Raw genomic sequence first — 17670 nt, 5'->3', positions numbered from 1 at the left:
CCACCGTGGCCACCCGCGTCACCGGCACCACCGGCTTCACCAGAGTTCGCGGCACCATCGGCGCCGTTGCTACCGGCGAGTCCGTCGCCGCCGTCGCCGGCGTCACCACCGTCGCCGACGGCGCCCGCGTTGCCACCGGCTCCGCCGTCACCGCCGGTGATGCCACCGCTGCCGCCGTGGCCGCCGCGACCGCCGTCGCCCGTCTCGGCGCCGCCGTGGCCGCCGGCGCCGCCGTCACCGCCCGAGCCGGTCTGGCTGCCCGCACCGCCGTTACCGGCGTCGCCGCCGTTGCCGTTGTTGCCGGCATTACCACCGGCACCGCCGACACCACCGTCGCCGGTACCCGTGCTGTTACCGCCATCGCCACCGTTACCGCCGTTACCGGATTCGGTGCCACCGGCACCACCGGCACCACCGGCAGCACCGTTGTTGCCGTCGCCGCCCTTGCCGGCATCGCCGCCGTTGCCGTTGTTTCCGGCGTTACCACCGGCGCCGCCGACACCACCGTCGCCGGTACCCGTGCTGTTACCGCCGTCGCCACCGTTACCGCCGCTGCCGGATTCGGTGCCACCGGCACCACCGGCACCACCGGCACCGCCGGTGTTGCCGTCGCCGCCCTTGCCGGCGTTACCGCCGTTGCCGTTGACGCCCGCGTCGCCGCCGGCGCCGCCCTTACCGCCATCGGCCGAACCGTCGTTGGAGCTGTAGCCGTCACCACCGCTACCGCCGTTGCCGCTGACCGGTGCGGCGTCACCGTCGGTGCCGTCGCTGCCGGCGGAACCGGTTCCGCTGGCCCCGCCGCTGCCGGCCGCGCCGCCGGTACCACCGGCGCCGACCGTGCCGGTGTCGCCACCGCGACCGCCCTGACCGCCGTCGGGGTTGCCCGCGCCACCGGCAGCTCCCTGGCCGCCGTTGCCGGCCGCGCCCGCGTTGCCACCGGCACCGCCGTCACCGCCGTTGCCGTTGGTACCCGCGGCACCGTTGGTCGCGCTGCCACCGGCACCGCCGGCACCCGCGGCACCACCGGCGCCACCGTCGCCACCGTCACTGCCGGCCCCGCCGTTTCCGCCGGGCACCGTGGCATCCGCGCCGTCGAACCCGGCACCGCCGTGGCCGCCGGCACCACCGTTACCGCCCAGGCCGCCGGCGCCACCGGAGCCTACGGCCGAGCCGCCCGCACCGCCGGCACCACCGGTACCGCCGGCACCGCCCGCAGTGCCGTCGGAGCCGGCAACACCCTCGGCCGTGCTGTTCGCACCGCTCAGACCCGCGGAGCCGTTACCACCGCTGCCGCCCGCGCCGCCGTTGCCGTGGTCACCGGCGTCGCCGCCGGCGCCACCGTTGCCACCGGCGGTTCCCGGCGCCGCACCGGGGTCGGCGGCCGCGTCATAGCCGGCACCACCGTTACCGCCGTTGCCGCTGGCCGGTGCCGCACCGTCGGCGCCGTTACTGCCTGCAGAACCGCCGGCCCCACCGCTGCCGGCCGCGCCGCCTGCACCGCCGGCGCCCACCGTGCCGGTGTCGCCACCGCGGCCGCCGTTGCCGCCGTGCGGATTCGCGGCATTGCCGTTCGCACCGTGTCCGCCGTCGCCGGCCGCGCCGGCGTTACCGCCGGCACCGCCGTCACCACCGTTGCCGTTGGTACCCGCGGCACCGTTGGTCGCGCTGCCACCGGCGCCACCGGCACCGGCCGCACCACCGGCACCACCGTTGCCACCGTTGCTACCGGTACCGCCATCACCACCGGGCACCGTGGCATGAGCGCCGTCGAACCCGGCGCCGCCGTGGCCGCCGGCACCACCGTCGCCGCCGAGGCCACCGGCGCCACCGGCACCGGCAATCGAGCCGCCGGCACCACCGGCACCGCCCGTACCGCCGGCACCGCCGGCCGTGCCGTCAGAACCGGCAACCCCCACCGCCGTGCTGTCCGCACCGACAGTGCCCGCGGCGCCGTTGCCACCGTTTCCACCGACACCGCCGTTGCCGCGGTCACCGGCGTCGCCACCGGCGCCACCGTTGCCACCGGCGGTTCCCGGCGCCGCACTCGGGTCGGCGGCCGCGTCGTAGCCGGCACCACCGTTGCCGCCGTTACCGCCGCTGGTCGGGGTGCTTCCAGCGTCGCCGTCCGCGCCGCTGGTCGCCCCCGTGCCACCGGTGCCGCCGGCGCCGCCCGCACCGACGTTGCCGCCGCGTCCACCGTTTGCGCCGTCGGGGTCGGCTGCGGTTCCGTTCGCGCCGTCACCACCATTGCCGGCCTGGCCGCCGCCACCACCGTTGCCCGCACGTCCGCCGACGCCAGTCGTGCCACCTCCGGCACCGCCGTCACCGCCCGCACCGCCGGTGCCGCCGTTTCCGCCGTCGAAGCCGTCCCGGTGGCCGGGGCTGCCGTCGGCACCGTGGAAGGCGTTGCCACCGAAGCCGCCGTTACCGCCGTAGCCACCGGCACCGTCGCCGCCCTTGGATGCGAACGTTCCGCCTCCGCTCGAACCGCCGGCACCGCCTGCGCCACCTGCGCCACCGGAGCCGCCCGCGCCGCCGGCGTAGCCGTCCAGGTGTTGGGCGTCGCCGTTGGCGCCGTTGAGACCGTCGGCGCCGTTACCGCCGTTACCGCCGTTGCCACCCACGCCACCGGCGCCGTGCGCACCGTTGTTGGCGCCGGTACCACCGGCACCGCCGTTACCGCCGGCACCGCCGTTACCGGCGTCGGAGCCGTCGGCTCCCGGTGCCGTGCCGTTGCTGCCGTTGAAACCGTTACCACCAGCGCCGCCGGCACCACCGACACCGCCGTTGCCGGTCACGGCCTGGGAACCGTCTGCGTTCAGGCCGCCCTTACCGCCGCTGCCGCCGGCGCCGCCGTGGCCGCCGGCGGTGCCGTCCACCGCACCCGCGGTGCCGTTGACACCCGCCACACCCGCACCACCGGCTCCGCCGTCTCCGCCGATGCCGCCGACGCCGCCGACTCCGGCGGCCGCGAAGGTGCCGTTGCCGCTGGCACCACCGGCACCGCCCTTACCGGCGTCGCCTCCGGCGCCACCGTTCTGCCCGGCATAGCCGTCGCGGTGCCCGGCGTCACCGGCGGCACCGTCATCACCGTGCGCACCCTGCCCACCGTTGCCGCCGTTACCGCCCACACCACCGACACCGTGGGCACCGGCGACCGCACCACTGCCGCCGACACCACCGGCACCACCGGCACCACCATTGCCACCACGCGTGCCATCGTCACCCGACTCGGCACCGTTGAGCCCGTTGAGACCATTACCGCCGCGGCCACCAGCACCACCGGCACCACCATCACCGGTCGCAGCCAGCGAACCATCGGTGTTCAGGCCGCCCTTACCGCCGTTACCGCCGGCGCCACCGGCACCACCGGCGGTGCCGTCCACCGCCCCGGCGGTGCCGTTGACACCGTCGAAACCGGTGCCACCGGTACCACCATTGCCACCCGCGCCGGCCACGCCGTCACTGCCGGCGACCGCAAAGCTGCCATTACCGCTGTCACCACCGGCACCGCCCTTACCGGCATTGCCACCGGCGCCACCGTCCTGGCCGGCCTGACCCGCGATCTGCTGCGCAGTGCCATTGGCGCCCGCGGCACCATGCGCACCCTGCCCACCGTTGCCGCCGTTACCGCCCACACCACCGACACCGTGGGCACCGGCGACCGCACCACTGCCGCCGACACCACCGGCACCACCGGCACCACCATTGCCACCACGCGTGCCATCGTCACCCGACTCGGCACCGTTGAGCCCGTTGAGACCATTACCGCCGCGGCCACCAGCACCACCGGCACCACCATCACCGGTCGCAGCCAGCGAACCATCGGTGTTCAGACCGCCCTTACCGCCGTTACCACCGGCGCCACCGGCACCACCGGCGGTGCCGTCCACCGCACCCGCGGTGCCATTGACACCGTCAAAACCGGTGCCACCGGTACCACCATTGCCACCCGCGCCGGCCACGCCGTCACTGCCGGCGACCGCAAAGCTGCCATTACCGCTGTCACCACCGGCACCGCCCTTACCGGCATTGCCACCGGCGCCACCGTCCTGGCCGGCCTGACCCGCGATCTGCTGCGCAGTGCCATTGGCACCCGCGGCACCATGCGCACCCTGCCCACCGTTACCGCCGTTACCGCCCACACCACCGACACCGTGCGCACCGGCCACCGCACCACTGCCACCAACACCACCGGCACCACCGGCACCACCATTGCCACCGCGCGTGCCGTCCTCACCCGACTCCGCACCGTTGACACCATTGAGACCATTACCGCCACGGCCACCAGCACCACCGGCACCACCATTGCCGTTGGCACCCTGCGTGGTGCCGTCGGCCTCTAGGCCGCCCTGGCCGCCGTTGCCGCCGGCCCCGCCAGAGGCACCAGCCGTGCCATCAGGGTTTTCCGCGGTGCCGTTGAGACCGTCCAGGCCGGTACCACCGACACCACCGTTGCCACCGATACCCGCGACGCCGTCGGCACCACTGGCCGAGTAGCTACCGCCGCCACTGGCGCCTCCGGCGCCACCCTTGCCGGCATTGCCACCGTTACCGCCGTCTTGACCGGCGTAGCCGGCCGCGTGCTCGCTGTCGCCGCCGGCACCGTCACCGCCGTCGGCGCCATTGCCACCGTTGCCGCCGTTACCACCCAGACCACCGATGCCGTGAGCGCCGACAGTGGAGCCCTGGCCGCCCTGGCCGCCGTTGCCACCCGCGCCACCGTTTCCGGCGTTCGTGCCGGCAGCGCCCGGCTCATCGCCGTGGAAACCGTTGAAACCGTTACCGCCGGCGCCACCATCACCGCCGATACCACCCACGCCCTGAGCGGCGTAGGAACCGTCTGCGGACAGACCACCGGCACCACCGTCACCGCCGTTGCCCCCGTGGCCACCACCGGTGCCGTCAATGCTGCCCAGGACACCGTTGGTACCCAGGAACCCGTCACCGCCGGCACCACCATTGCCACCGACTGTGGCCGCGCCATCAAGCCCAGCAGCACCCTGGCCGTTGCCGTCACCGTCGGTGCCACCGGTCCCGCCGGCGCCGAAGTCTCCGCCCCTGCCGCCCGCACCACCCTGGCCGGCATCGGGATGCTCGGCCGTGCCGGCAGCGCCCTGACCACCGGCACCTGCAGTCCCGGCATTGCCGCCGTCACCGGCCGCACCGCCGGCGCCGGTGATACCGGCGGCACCATTGGTGGCGCTACCGGCAGCGCCACCGGCACCACCATTGCCGCCCGCGCCACCGAATCCGGCGTCTCCGCCGGCCCCACCGTTGCCATCGCCCTCGTCGTCGAAAGTGCCCGCCGCTCCGTCGGCACCACGGCCACCGCCACCGCCGGCAGCACCCTTACCGCCGGCACCACCGCTGCCGGCGTTACCGATCACCGAGCCGCCAGAACCGCCGGCACCACCGGCGCCACCGTTGCCGCCAGCACCGCCGGAGGCCCCGGCACCGCCCGCGAGCGTGGCATCGGCACCGGTCACACCGGCAACGCCGTCGCCGCCCACACCGCCAGCGGCGCCATTGCCGTGCGCGCCACCGTCGCCGCCGGCACCACCATTTCCACCGGAGGAACCGTCGCCATCGGCCAACAGGCCGGTGCCGTTACCGCCCGCACCTCCTACGCCGCCATTGCCACTGATCCCGACGGGCAACTGGCCGTCGGCTCCGGGACGCCCTGCGTTGCCCCACAACCAGGACATGAACTTCTCACCCGCGGCACCGCCGAGGCCGACCACCGTGCCGATCTGGCCGCCGGCGCCACCATCGCCACCGTTGCCACCACCGAGTGCGCCATCGCCACCGAGACCGCCGGCGCCACCATCGCCGGCCAGACCCGCATTGCCCCCGACCCCACCGCTGCCGGCAGCACCGAAGTGTCCACCCACACCACCGACGCCGCCACGGCCACCGCCGCCGCCATCGCCGCCGAGACCACCGGCACCACCGTTGCCGCCCAGGTCGTCCAGGCTCACACCGCCGGCGCCACCGACACCACCGGCACCACCACTGCCGCCGGCGCCGCCGGCGCCGCCCAGGCCACCGATGCCGAGCACAAACCCGGCCGCACCGCCGGCACCACCATTGCCGCCAAGACCACCGGTGAGGCCGTCGCCACCGGCAGTGCCGTTCAAGGCGCCCAGCACCCCATCGAGACCCGCGGCACCTGCCGCACCGACCGCACCCGCGCCGCCGGCGCCACCGGCGCCACCGAAACCGATTCCGAACAGGCTCACCACGTCGCCGCCGGCACCACCATTGCCACCGGCCACCAACGCGTCGATCGACGCCCCACCCGCGCCGCCGGCGCCGCCATCGCCGAACAACCAGCCACCGACACCGCCGGCGCCGCCGGCACCGCCCTCCACACCGAGACCGCCGACACCACCATTGCCGAACATGCCGGCGTCACCACCGACACCACCAACACCACCGGCGATCCCGGCCACGCCCTCTGCGCCGGCTCCACCATCGCCGAACAGGAAACCGCCGTCACCGAGGTTTCCGAACCACCCCAGCGAACCGAACAGCGTCTCGTTGGTCCCCGTGAACCCATCGATGCCGTTACCGATCAACTCACGACCGAACAGGTCCACCCACGGCTGGTTGATCAGGTCGAGGAACTGCTGGTTGTCGGCGATGAAGTCCTGGCTCAGGTTGTACAGCGGTAGATACAGCTGCTCGTGGTAAAAGGACGCCACGGCCAGGTCGAACTGCTCGAACAGGTCATAGATGAAGTCCGCATCCGCCGCGCCGGGGTCCGCAAACCAGCCCGACCAGACGTCGGCACTCTCAGCTGGGTCCGACAGGCCCGACCAGAACACCGGGTCGAACAGGTCCTCGATATCCGCGGAGGCCACGGGCGCCGGGCCGACGCCGAACGCCAAAAACGCCGCAACAGCACTGCCCGCCCCCACCACAGAACGCCCCACCGAACGCCGACCCGACGAACGAACAACTTTGCTGGCATCCCGCCGGCCCATGGCGCAACCTCTCATAGCTTTTACTTAGATTTGAAGCAGGTTCGAATTATGGTCGTTCGTTTACTTTTCGCAACTTTAACGACTATTTTTGTGGCAAAAGCCACAAACAGTCCCCGCTTGTGACGTATTCTGGCTACCAACACCCGCAGCTCACCCACATAAATGAGAGCTTGGCCACACTGCGGGGTGAGTTCGAACACAGTCGCTCCCAATGGCTTATTTGGTGGAAATTTTGGTTAACTTCAGGAATCTGCATCGACGGAGGCGCGGTTCACTTCGTACTACCGCCGGGGGTTCAGGGGCGCCCGCATGACGCGGATGGGCGCTTTAACTGCAGTTTGCTGGCATCACAAATGGAGCAGAAAAAGGACGCCGCACATACCGCCGACGGCGCACCGAGCCGCCGTGGCCTTGGCGACTGGGGACCGCAACCGGGTCATCCTTGCTGGTACTGCCCACAATCCGGGGGTCGCGACCAAGGGGGGATCGGCGAAACAACACCACGCGCGGTGGCGGACTGGGCAAGCGCAACTCTGCCACCTGACACTCTGCGGTGGTTCGGGCTCAAGATCATCGGCAAAACTGCCCAAATTCCGCTGGTATGGTGTCGCCCAGACGGCGGTAAAAGTGCGTAGATGTGGAACTAGAGCCACAGCTACGGGGTTGGGGAGCCGATCCATCCGTGTGAGTCGACGACTGCCCGCCCGTGTTGGGCCTACTCGCACTCCGAGGAACGGTAGATGATGTCGAACGCCAGCGAAGCGGTTTTGCCGCTTTCCCCTGCGCGCACGGTCCTCGTGGTCAGTCCCGGAGACTCCCGGCCACAATGGCAGCCACCGACGGAATCTTTCACCGAGGGGCTCTCGTGGTTGGAAGGCGCACTCGGTGAAGCGGTCACCGCGCACGACGGCGAGCGGCTGTCCGAACGGGACCACGCGGACCGGTTCGCCGCCGGGTTCGCCGACGCCGGCAACGCGGTGGCCTGCGCCCTTACGTTGCAGCGCGCTCCCGGGGCATCGATCCGGCCGCGAATCGCCATACATGCCGACGAGGCGCCGCTGGTCGAACCCAGCGCCCATCCGCGTTCCCTGGTGAACCGCGCGGCCCGGCTGTGCGACCTGGCCCACGGCGGTCAGACGGTAGTGTCAGAGACCGCCCACCAGCTGGTGGCCGATCGACTGGGACCCCAGACGCGGCTGCTCGACTTGGGCGCCTTCCGGCTGCGCGGGATCCCCTACCCGGAGCGGGTGTTCCAGCTCTGCCACACCGGGCTGCCCACTGAGTTCCCACCGTTACGGACGGGACGTACGGTTCACGAGCCTTATTTCCCGACGCCGATGACGAGTTTTGTCGGCCGGGAAGCCGAGCTGGCCGAGCTGCGGCGGCTGGTCGACGGCAACCGCCTGGTAACGCTGACCGGTGCCGGTGGCGTTGGGAAAACCCGCTTGGCGCTACAACTGGCCGAGGAGTTCGTCGACCGGTTCCGGGACGGCGCATGGTGCGTGGATCTGGCGCCGATCACCGATCCGGAGTTGGTTCCCGAACGGGTGACGCACGTGCTGGGCCTGCCCGACCGCCCGGACCGCTCCCCGGTCGACACCCTGGTGCGCTTCATCGCAGATCGGCAATTGTTCCTGGTGCTCGACAATTGCGAGCATCTGCTGGACGCCTGCGCGCGGCTGACTGCCACCTTGTTGGCTACCAGCGCGGAGCTGACCATCGTGGCGACGAGTCGGGAACCCATCGGGGTGGCAGGGGAAGTGACCTGGAAGACCCCGTCGCTCTCCCTGGTCGATGAGGCCGCCGAGTTGTTCCGCCACCGCGCTCGCCTGGTCCGGCCGGGTTTGATCGAGACCAGCGATGATGCGGAGTTGGTCACCGAGATCTGCCGCCGGCTGGACGGGGTGCCGTTGGCCATCGAGCTGGCGGCTACCCGGGTGCGGGCTTTGTCGCTGACCGAGATCGCGGACGGACTGGGCGAGCGCTTTGCCCTGCTGACCGGCGGTGCCCGCACGGTGGTGCCACGCCAACAGACGCTGCGTGCTTCCGAGGACTGGTCGCACGACCTGTTGAGCGAATCCGAGCGCGTGGTGTTTCGCCGGTTGGCGCCGTTCATGGGCGGGTTCGACCTCGATGCCGCCCACGCGGTGGCCGGCGGCCCCGACCTGACCCGCGCACAGATCATCGACAAACTCACCCAGTTGGTGGACAAATCGCTGGTGGTAGCCGACAACGCCGGAGAGGCGACGCGGTTTCGGCTGTTGCAGACGGTCCAGCAATACGCTCTGGAAAAGCTTGAGCAGTCTGGGGAATCGGAGACCATCCAGGTACGACACCGCGATCATTACACCGCGCTGTTCGACGACGGAGTGTCCGCCGGGTACGGGTGGCATGTCGCCCAGGCCGAACTCGAGATCGACAACCTCCGGGCCGCCTTCACCTGGAGCCGGGAGTACAACGACATCGAGGCCGCCGCCCGTTTGGCTTCCTTGCTGCTTCCGCTGTGGATCCACAGCCGGACCTTGGAGGGTCTTGCCTGGTTCAACACCGTGCTCGCCGCCGGCAACGCGACGGCGCCCGGCGCCCGTTCCCGCGCGCTGGCGGATAAAACGATCTTGGAAGCGGTGACCGGAAACTACGGACAAGTCGAACAGGCCGAGGAAGCCGTCGCGCTGGCGCAGCGCCTGGACGAACCCGACCTGCTCGCCTGGGCACTGGCCGCCTGCGGATTCACCTGTAGCTACAGCCCCGAACTCGCGCTGCCCTACTTCGAGCAGGCCATCGCGCTGTCCCCCGCTTTGAACGACGACTGGCGACTGAGCCAGATATATGCCATACAGGCGTATTCGGCTTTCGTAGCAGGTGATCTCGCCGCTACGCGCCGTGCGGCGGACAACGGTGCCGTGCTCGCCGAGGCCATCGGTGACTGGTCGGTTTCGCGCCTGTGCCGGCTATGCCTGGGTCTGACGCACCTGCATCGCGCAGAGCTGGACAACGCCGTCGATCAGGCCAGACACGTGGCGCTGGAGGCCGAGACGGCTGGTGACCCGCTGTTCAGCGCCCAGAGTCTGACGCTGCTGGCTGAAGCGCTCGCCTGTCAGGGGCATCTGAGAGCTGCGCGGGCAGCGGCGAACGCATCGGTCGAGGCGGCCGCCGAACTCATCGACTTCCATCGCGGCATCAGCTTCGGAGCGGTGGCCGACACGCTGCTTGCCGCCGACGATGTGTCCGGGGCGCGCGGTGCCGCCGACGCGGCATGCGACGCCTGCGCGCTGCCCCAACTCCTGGCAATCAACGGCAATCCAGTCGCCCGGGTGGCGCTGGAAACCGGCGACGTGGCCGCGGCACGCCGCTGGGCCGACGCGGCGCTGTCGGTGGGCATGGGCTTCCACCGGATTCTGCTGCTGGAGGTCCGGAGCCGGGTGGCCCTGGCCGAAGGCGACCCCGAGCAGGCCAAACGAGACGCGCTTGACGCGCTGACGCTCGCAACAGAATCCGAGGCCTATCTGGCCGTCGCCGAGCTGCTCGAGGTGCTGGCAGCCTGCGCCACCACATCCGGCCGCCACGACGAGGCTGCCCGGTTCCTCGGCGCGGCGAGCGCCGTCCGACGGCGAACCCGCGCTGTCCGGGCCAAAGTCTACGACGCCGGCTACAAGTCCACCGTCGATGCTGTGCGAGAAGCCTTGCCGCAGAGTGTTTTTGAAAGTCGGTGGGCGCAAGGCGCCGCGTGGTCGATCGCGGAGGCCATTGACCACGCGCGCCGGGGCGACCCGAAGGGCAAAACCGAGACCAAACGTCCGTCCAGCGGTTGGGCCTCGCTGACTCCGGCCGAACAAAACGTCGTCCGGCTGATCAGCGCCGGGCTGCGCGACAAAGACATCGCCGCGCAGCTGAGCGTCTCGCCCCGAACCGTGCACTCACACCTGAACCGGATCTACACCAAGCTCAATATCTCTTCGCGCCTGCAACTCGCCCATGAGGCGGCCCAGCGTCTCTGACGCCCGGCAGCCGGCCGCGCGGCGTCTCAGGCGACCCGTGGCTCGGGTTCGGGCTCTAGCTCGGGTTCGCGCTTGAGCTCGGGCTCGGGCTCGGGCTCGGGCTCGACGAAGTGCCACCGTTTCCAGTGCCGGGTTTCCTCGGCGTTCAACTCCCGACCCAGCAGGGTGGTGACGGCGGCACCGTGCTCGAGGTAGAGCTCCTCGTTGCGGCGCCAGGCCGCCAGGTACCGGTAGAACGGCAGCCACGGGTGCAGGTGATGGATCAGGTGATAGTTCTGCGACAGCATCAGCGGAGCCAGCAGCCATTCCATCCCGACCCGCAACCGGCTGGCGCGATACCGATCCTGGCGCTGCGTGACGTCGATCCCGTGGTGCGGCAGCCAATCGAACGCCCAACCGATGATGAACAGGCCGAGCCGTTGCGGAATCAGCACGACCTCGGCAAGCAACCAGAGGTGGTCGGTCAGGATCGCGCCCACGATCAGGGCGATCGTCAGGGGCAACACCACCGAAGTCTCGGCGACTTCGGCAACCGGTCGGCGCCAGGAATGGCGTATGCGCTGCCGCAGCTTGCGGGTGTACCAGGCCGCGTAGAAGACATCGATCAGCGCCCAGCGGAAGGGCAACTGCCAGGTCGGTGCGTGGGTGGCGAACACATCGGGATCACGCTCGGGATCGTTGGTGTGGCGGTGATGTTCGCCGTGGACGTACCCGAACGAGGGCAGCGAGAACGACGGTGACACGAACAGCCAGGCCAGGCGGCCGACCACGGTATTGACCCAGCGCACCGAGCAGAAGGAGCGGTGCAGCGCTTCGTGCGCCACCGAGAACATCACGTAGGTGACCGCGGTGCTCAGCGGGATCACGACCCAGGGCGGCAGAGTTCCGCGGGCCGCCCCGATGGCGACCCCGGCGAAGACGGTCACAGCGCCGACCGCGAGCCAGAAGGTCGGCCAGGCGAAGGTGGGGATGCCCTCCCCGGGATGCGGGTGTCGTGGCCGTGGTGCCGCGCGCGACTTGCCCGGCACCTCAACCACCAACCACACGAGACCTCCAACGTGAGCGCCAACGAACCTGGGAAACTTTTAAGAGCAGCTGAAAGATTACAGCGACTGTCGCGGCGGCGCGACCGCCGATAGTCCGTTGTCCGGCAACGTGTTTATCACATTATTGACGCCGCCGTATAAAGCCGCTGGTCGCTGATCGAAAGCTGGTCAGGACGCCTGTGGGCGGGTCGGACCTACCCGCATCGATCCGTGACCGAACCTAGCGCCGGCCACTTTGTCGGCCGCGTCGCCGAACCGGACGAGCCGGCTCCGGGCCCGACGTACGCGGCGAGCGCCCCCACGGTCAGCAAGCACACTTACCTATGCGGGATGGAGGCGACCGCCACCGTCGCCGGACCGTACGACGCCGTCAGGCTCCGTACACCGGAACCGGCGGCCGCGACGCCGCCAGCAGGTCGGTGACGACCGGCCCCAGCTCGGCGGGGTCCCAACGAGCGCCCTTGTCGGCCTGCGGGCCGTGCGCCCAGCCCTCGGCAACCCGGATCTTGCCGCCTTCGACCTCGAAGACCTTGCCGGTCACATCCCGCGACTCCACGCTGCCCAGCCACACCACCAGCGGGCTCACGTTCTCCGGCGCCATCGCGTCGAAGTCCTGGCCCTGGGTCGCCATCATGTCGGCGAAAACAGTCTCGGTCATACGGGTGCGCGCCGACGGGGCGATCGCATTGACCGTGACGCCGTAGCGCCCCATCTCGGCAGCGGCGACCAGGGTCATCGCGGCGATACCGGCCTTGGCGGCCGAGTAGTTGGCCTGGCCGACACTGCCCTGCAGGCCGGCGCCGGAACTGGTGTTGATGATGCGGGCGTCCACCGTTTCGCCGGCCTTGGAGCGCGCCCGCCAGTAGGCCGCGGCATGCCGCATGGTGGCGAAGTGCCCCTTGAGGTGGACTGCGACGACGGCGTCGAACTCCTCCTCGCTGGTGTTGGCGAACATCCGGTCCCGGACGATGCCGGCGTTGTTGACCAGGACGTCGAGCCCACCGAAGTGGTCCACCGCGGCCTGAATGAGCGCCGCGGACTGCTCCCAGTCGGCCACGTTCGAACCGTTGGCGACGGCCTCCCCGCCGGCTGCGACGATCTCGTCGACCACGCCCTGGGCAGCACTACCCCCACCGGCCGGTGAACCGTCCAGCCCGACACCAATGTCGTTGACCACGACCCGGGCGCCCTCAGCGGCAAAGGCGAGCGCGTGTGCCCGCCCGATTCCGCCGCCCGCTCCGGTGACGATGACCACGCGGCCGTCGAGAAGTCCCATCAGTGCTCTCTCCTTTATTTGTTGGCGCTCGTAACGTCCAGGTAGACCGGCGGCTCCCCGCCGCCGTGGGTTTCCAGAGTGGCGCCGCTGATATAGGAGGCGGCATCGGACGACAAGAAGGCGGCTGCCCAGCCGACATCGACGGGCCTGGCGAGCCGGCCCAGCGGCACGGTGGCCGAAATTGCGGCGATCGACGCCGCGTCGCCGTAGAACAGTTCGGACTGCTCGGTCTCGACCATGCCGACCACCACCGAGTTCACCCGGACCTTCGGGGCCCACTCGACAGCCAGGGTGGCGGTCAGGTTGTCCACGCCGGCTTTGGCGGCACTGTAGGCCGCCGAGCCCGGTGACGGGCGGTGCCCGCTGACACTGGTGATGTTGATGATGGAGCCGCCCTCCGCCTGGGTCTGCATCACGGCATTGGCGTGCTGGGCGACCTGCAGCGGCGCCAGCAGGTTGAGCTCGATGATCTTGCGGCTGAAGTTCGCCGAGGCCTGGGCGGCCGCGGCGTGCGGCGAGCCACCGGCATTGTTGACCACCACGTCGAGCCGACCGTGCTTGGCGACAATCGCCTCGATCAGTCCTTTGACCGCGTCATCGTCACGAACGTCGCACCCGTGGAATTCATACGGCAGGCCGTCCACCGGTCGCCGGGCGCAGGTCACCACCGTCGCGCCTTGGTCGGCGAAGACGGCACTGATGCCCGCGCCGACGCCGCGCACCCCACCGGTCACCAGCACCACCTTGCCGGTCAATCCAAGCTTGATCGCATCATCCACTGTGCTAGCGTACCAAGCAAGTGCTTGCTTAGGTATCCAAGTCCTCAATACGACAGGGAAGTCCGCCCATGCCGATCACAACCACAACCGTCGAGCCGGGGATCGTCGCGGTCACCGTCGACTACCCGCCGGTCAACGCGCTGCCGTCGCGCGCCTGGTTCGAGCTGGGTGACGTCATCACCGCAGCGGGCAAGGACATGTCCACCCACGCGGTCATCCTGCGGGCCGAGGGCCGCGGCTTCAACGCCGGTGTCGACATCAAGGAGATGCAGAACACCGAGGGCTTTACTGCCCTGATCGACGCCAACCGGGGTTGCTTCGCCGCCTTCAAGGCCGTCTACGAATGCGCCGTGCCGGTGATCGCCGCGGTGAACGGCTTCTGTGTCGGCGGCGGTATCGGCCTGGTCGGCAACGCCGACGTGATCGTGGCCTCCGACGACGCCAAGTTCGGACTGCCCGAGGTGGAGCGCGGCGCACTGGGCGCGGCCACTCACCTGTCTCGGCTGGTACCGCAGCACATGATGCGCCGACTGTTCTACACCGCGGCAACAGTGGACGCGGCCACCCTGCACCGGTACGGCTCGGTGCATGAGGTGGTTCCGCGGGCCGAGCTCGACGAGGCCGCGCTGCGGGTGGCCCGCGACATCGCCGCCAAGGACACCCGGGTGATCCGGGCCGCCAAGGAGGCGCTGAACCTCATCGACGTGCAGAAGGTCAACTCCAGCTACCGGATGGAGCAGGGATTCACCTTCGAGCTCAACCTGGCCGGGGTCGCCGACGAGCACCGCGACGCGTTCGCCGGCACCGAGAAGGGGAAGAAGTGACGACCAAGGTAACCACCCTCGACGAGGCCGTCGCCGAACTGCGCGACGGCATGACGATCGGCATCGGCGGCTGGGGCTCGCGCCGCAAGCCGATGGCGTTCGTCCGCGCCATCTTGCGCACCGCCGTCAAGGACCTGACCGTGGTGAGCTACGGCGGCCCGGATCTGGGGCTGCTGTGCTCGGCGGGCAAGGTCCGCCGGGTCTACTACGGCTTTGTCTCGCTGGACTCGCCGCCGTTCTACGACCCGTGGTTCTCCCGCGCCCGCACCACCGGCGCGATCGAGGCCCGGGAGATGGACGAGGGCATGCTGCGCTGCGGGCTGCAGGCCGCCGCCCAGCGACTGCCCTTCCTGCCGATCCGGGCCGGGCTGGGCAGCTCCGTGGTCGACTTCTGGGAGGGCGAGCTCAAGACCGTCACCTCTCCTTATCCCGTCGATGGCGGACACGAGACGCTGATCGCAATGCCGGCGCTGAACCTCGACGCCGCATTCGTGCACATGAACATCGGCGACGAGCGCGGCAACGCCGCCTACACGGGGATCGATCCGTACTTCGACGACCTGTTCCTGATGTCGGCGCAGCGCCGCTTCCTGTCGGTCGAGAAGATCGTGCCCACCGAGGAACTGATCGCCAGCACCTCACCCCAGACCCAGCTGATCAACCGGATGATGGTGGACAAAGTTGTGGAAGCCCCTGGGGGCGCCCACTTCACCCTCGGCGCAGCGGATTACGCCCGGGACGAGAAGTTCCAGCGGCATTACGCCGAGGCCGCCAAGTCCGATGAGACCTGGGCGGAGTTCAAGGCCACCTACCTGTCCGGTAGCGAGGACGACTACCAGGCTGCGGTGAAGAAATTCGGAGCGGAGGCCCAAGCATGACAGACTCACCCACTCGCGCGGAGATCTGTGCCGTAGCCTGCGCCGAGCTGTTCCGCGACGCCGGCGAGATCATGGCATCACCCATGGCCACCGTGCCCACGGTCGGCGCTCGGCTCGCCCGCCTCACCTTCTCCCCCGACCTGGTGCTCACCGACGGCGAGGCCCGTATCCTGGCCGACACCCCGGCGATCGGCAAAGTCGGTGCGCTGGAAGGGTGGATGCCGTTCAACCGGGTCTTCGAAACCCTCTCGTGGGGCCGGCGCCACGTGATCATGGGCGCCAACCAGATCGACCGCTACGGCAACCAGAACCTGTCGGCGTTCGGACCGCTGCAGCACCCGACGCGGCAGATGTTCGGGGTGCGCGGCGCACCGGGCAACACGATCAACCACACCACCAGCTACTGGGTGGGCGCGCACTCGTCACGGGTGTTCTGCGAGGCCGTCGACATCGTCTCGGGCATCGGCTACGACAAGGTGGACCCGAACAACCCGGCGTTCCGCTTCTTCAACCTGGGCGGCGTGGTGTCCAACCTCGGGGTGTTCGACTTCGGCGGTCCCGACCACCAGATGCGCGCCGTCTCACTGCATCCCGGGGTCACCGCCGACGAGGTCGCCGACAACACGGCGTTCGAGGTACACGGTTTGGCCGACGCCCCCGCCACCCGGCTGCCGTCCCCGGAGGAGCTGCAGCTGATCCGTGAGGTGATCGACCCGAAGTCGCTGCGGGACAAAGAAGTGCGCGCATGAGGTTGAAAACTCCCCTGACCGAACTGGTCGGCATCGAACATCCGGTGGTGCAGACCGGTATGGGCTGGGTGGCCGGCGCCCGGCTGGTGTCGGCGACCGCCAACGCCGGCGGCCTGGGCATCCTCGCCTCGGCGACCATGACGCTCGATGAGCTGGCCACCGCGATCGCGAAGGTCAAGGCAGCCACGGACAAGCCGTTCGGGGTGAACATCCGCGCCGATGCCTCCGATGCCGGCGACCGGGTGGACCTGATGATCCGCGAAGGCGTCAAGGTGGCGTCGTTCGCGCTGGCGCCCAAGGCCGAACTGATCGAGAAGCTCAAAGAGGCGGGCGCCGTGGTGATCCCGTCGGTGGGCGCGGCCAAGCACGCCAAGAAGGTGGCCTCCTGGGGCGCCGATGCGGTGATCGTGCAGGGCGGCGAGGGTGGTGGGCACACCGGTCCGGTGGCGACCACACTGCTGCTGCCTTCGGTACTCGACGCCGTCGCGGGCACCGGGGTGCAGGTGATTGCCGCCGGTGGATTCTTCGACGGCCGCGGCCTGGCCGCCGCGCTGTCCTACGGCGCCACCGGCGTCGCGATGGGCACCCGATTCCTGCTGACGGCCGACTCGACGGTCCCCGACGCGGTCAAGCAGCGCTATCTGGCCGCCGGTCTCGACGGCACGGTGGTCTCCACCCGAGTCGACGGGATGCCGCACCGAGTGCTGCGCACCGAGCTGGTGGACAAGCTCGAAAGCGGCTCTCGGGTGCGCGGTTTCAGCGCCGCTATCCGCAACGCCGCGAAGTTCAAGAAGATGTCCCAGATGAGCTGGCCCACCATGGTGCGCGACGGCTTGGCCATGCGACACGGCAAAGAGCTGACCTGGTCGCAGGTGCTGATGGCCGCCAACACCCCGATGCTGCTCAAAGCGGGTCTGGTGGAGGGCAACACCGAAGCCGGCGTGCTCGCCTCCGGCCAGGTCGCCGGCATCCTGGAGAGCCTGCCGACCTGCGCGGAGCTGATCACCTCGATCGTCGACGAGGCGGTCGAGCAGCTGCGGGCGGCCAGCTCCTTCATCGCCTGAGCCCCCGATCCCGCGACGCCGGCCCGTGGGCCGGCGTCGCGCGATTGTCCTGCGGGGAACGCGTTGA

Annotated in this window: 11 protein-coding genes; 7 read left to right on the top strand and 4 right to left on the bottom strand. The window is 70.1% G+C overall.

What is annotated here, in order from left to right; all coding sequences use genetic code 11:
* The coding region (locus tag AWC02_RS22880) for a PE family protein (RefSeq protein WP_165757891.1) at nucleotides 1-3131 on the bottom strand (3131 nt) is incomplete at its 3' end.
* On the opposite strand from AWC02_RS22880, the gene AWC02_RS22875 reads away from it, so the two are divergent.
* The 3 genes from AWC02_RS22875 to AWC02_RS11105 all read left to right on the top strand — a co-directional run bounded on the left by AWC02_RS22875 (nucleotide 3093) and on the right by AWC02_RS11105 (nucleotide 10987).
* Entirely contained in the window at nucleotides 3093-4346 is a 1254-nt protein-coding gene (locus tag AWC02_RS22875) for a hypothetical protein (protein WP_165757890.1), read from the top strand. The two genes, AWC02_RS22880 and AWC02_RS22875, sit on opposite strands and share 39 nt — an antisense overlap.
* 216 nt (nucleotides 4347-4562) lie before the next feature.
* Nucleotides 4563-6677 carry a hypothetical protein gene (locus tag AWC02_RS21915; RefSeq protein WP_165757889.1) on the top strand — a complete coding sequence of 705 codons (2115 nt, stop codon included), beginning with the start codon at nucleotides 4563-4565 and terminating at the stop codon, nucleotides 6675-6677.
* Between the two features lie 1055 nt (nucleotides 6678-7732).
* Nucleotides 7733-10987 carry a LuxR family transcriptional regulator gene (locus AWC02_RS11105; RefSeq protein WP_085128838.1) on the top strand — a complete coding sequence of 1085 codons (3255 nt, stop codon included), beginning with the start codon at nucleotides 7733-7735 and terminating at the stop codon, nucleotides 10985-10987.
* Between the two features lie 26 nt (nucleotides 10988-11013).
* Here AWC02_RS11105 and AWC02_RS11100 read toward each other — a convergent pair whose 3' ends face one another.
* The 3 genes from AWC02_RS11100 to AWC02_RS11090 form a co-directional block, all read right to left on the bottom strand.
* Entirely contained in the window at nucleotides 11014-12033 is a 1020-nt protein-coding gene (locus tag AWC02_RS11100) for a fatty acid desaturase (protein WP_085128813.1), read from the bottom strand.
* Nucleotides 12034-12403: 370 nt separating this feature from the next.
* Complete coding sequence (locus tag AWC02_RS11095) at nucleotides 12404-13309, bottom strand: SDR family oxidoreductase (RefSeq protein ID WP_085128812.1); 906 nt, start codon at nucleotides 13307-13309, stop codon at nucleotides 12404-12406.
* 14 nt (nucleotides 13310-13323) lie between these two features.
* On the bottom strand, nucleotides 13324-14088 hold the full coding sequence (locus tag AWC02_RS11090; RefSeq protein WP_085128811.1) for an SDR family oxidoreductase: 765 nt from the start codon (nucleotides 14086-14088) through the stop codon (nucleotides 13324-13326).
* 68 nt (nucleotides 14089-14156) lie between these two features.
* Here AWC02_RS11090 and echA20 point away from each other — a divergent pair, with 68 nt between their 5' ends.
* Genes echA20 through ipdC form a run of 4 tightly spaced genes read left to right on the top strand, consistent with a single transcriptional unit; the run spans nucleotide 14157 to nucleotide 17603 of the window.
* Entirely contained in the window at nucleotides 14157-14912 is a 756-nt protein-coding gene (gene echA20 / locus AWC02_RS11085; RefSeq protein WP_085128810.1) for a (7aS)-7a-methyl-1,5-dioxo-2,3,5,6,7,7a-hexahydro-1H-indene-carboxyl-CoA hydrolase, read from the top strand.
* Nucleotides 14909-15790 carry a cholesterol ring-cleaving hydrolase subunit IpdA gene (ipdA, locus tag AWC02_RS11080; RefSeq protein ID WP_085128809.1) on the top strand — a complete coding sequence of 294 codons (882 nt, stop codon included), beginning with the start codon at nucleotides 14909-14911 and terminating at the stop codon, nucleotides 15788-15790. Before echA20 ends, ipdA begins: the two co-directional genes overlap by 4 nt.
* On the top strand, nucleotides 15787-16539 hold the full coding sequence (ipdB, locus tag AWC02_RS11075; protein WP_085128808.1) for a cholesterol ring-cleaving hydrolase subunit IpdB: 753 nt from the start codon (nucleotides 15787-15789) through the stop codon (nucleotides 16537-16539). The genes ipdA and ipdB overlap by 4 nt, the downstream gene beginning before the upstream one ends.
* Nucleotides 16536-17603: a (3aS,4S,5R,7aS)-5-hydroxy-7a-methyl-1-oxo-octahydro-1H-indene-4-carboxyl-CoA dehydrogenase gene (gene ipdC / locus AWC02_RS11070; protein WP_085128807.1), complete on the top strand. Its 1068-nt coding sequence runs from the start codon at nucleotides 16536-16538 to the stop codon at nucleotides 17601-17603. The genes ipdB and ipdC overlap by 4 nt, the downstream gene beginning before the upstream one ends.
* Nucleotides 17604-17670 lie beyond the last annotated feature (67 nt).

It is taken from the genome of Mycolicibacter engbaekii (assembly GCF_002101585.1).
GTDB classification, from domain to species: Bacteria; Actinomycetota; Actinomycetes; order Mycobacteriales; family Mycobacteriaceae; genus Mycobacterium; species Mycobacterium engbaekii.
This window is presented reverse-complemented; position numbering and strand designations above follow the sequence as displayed.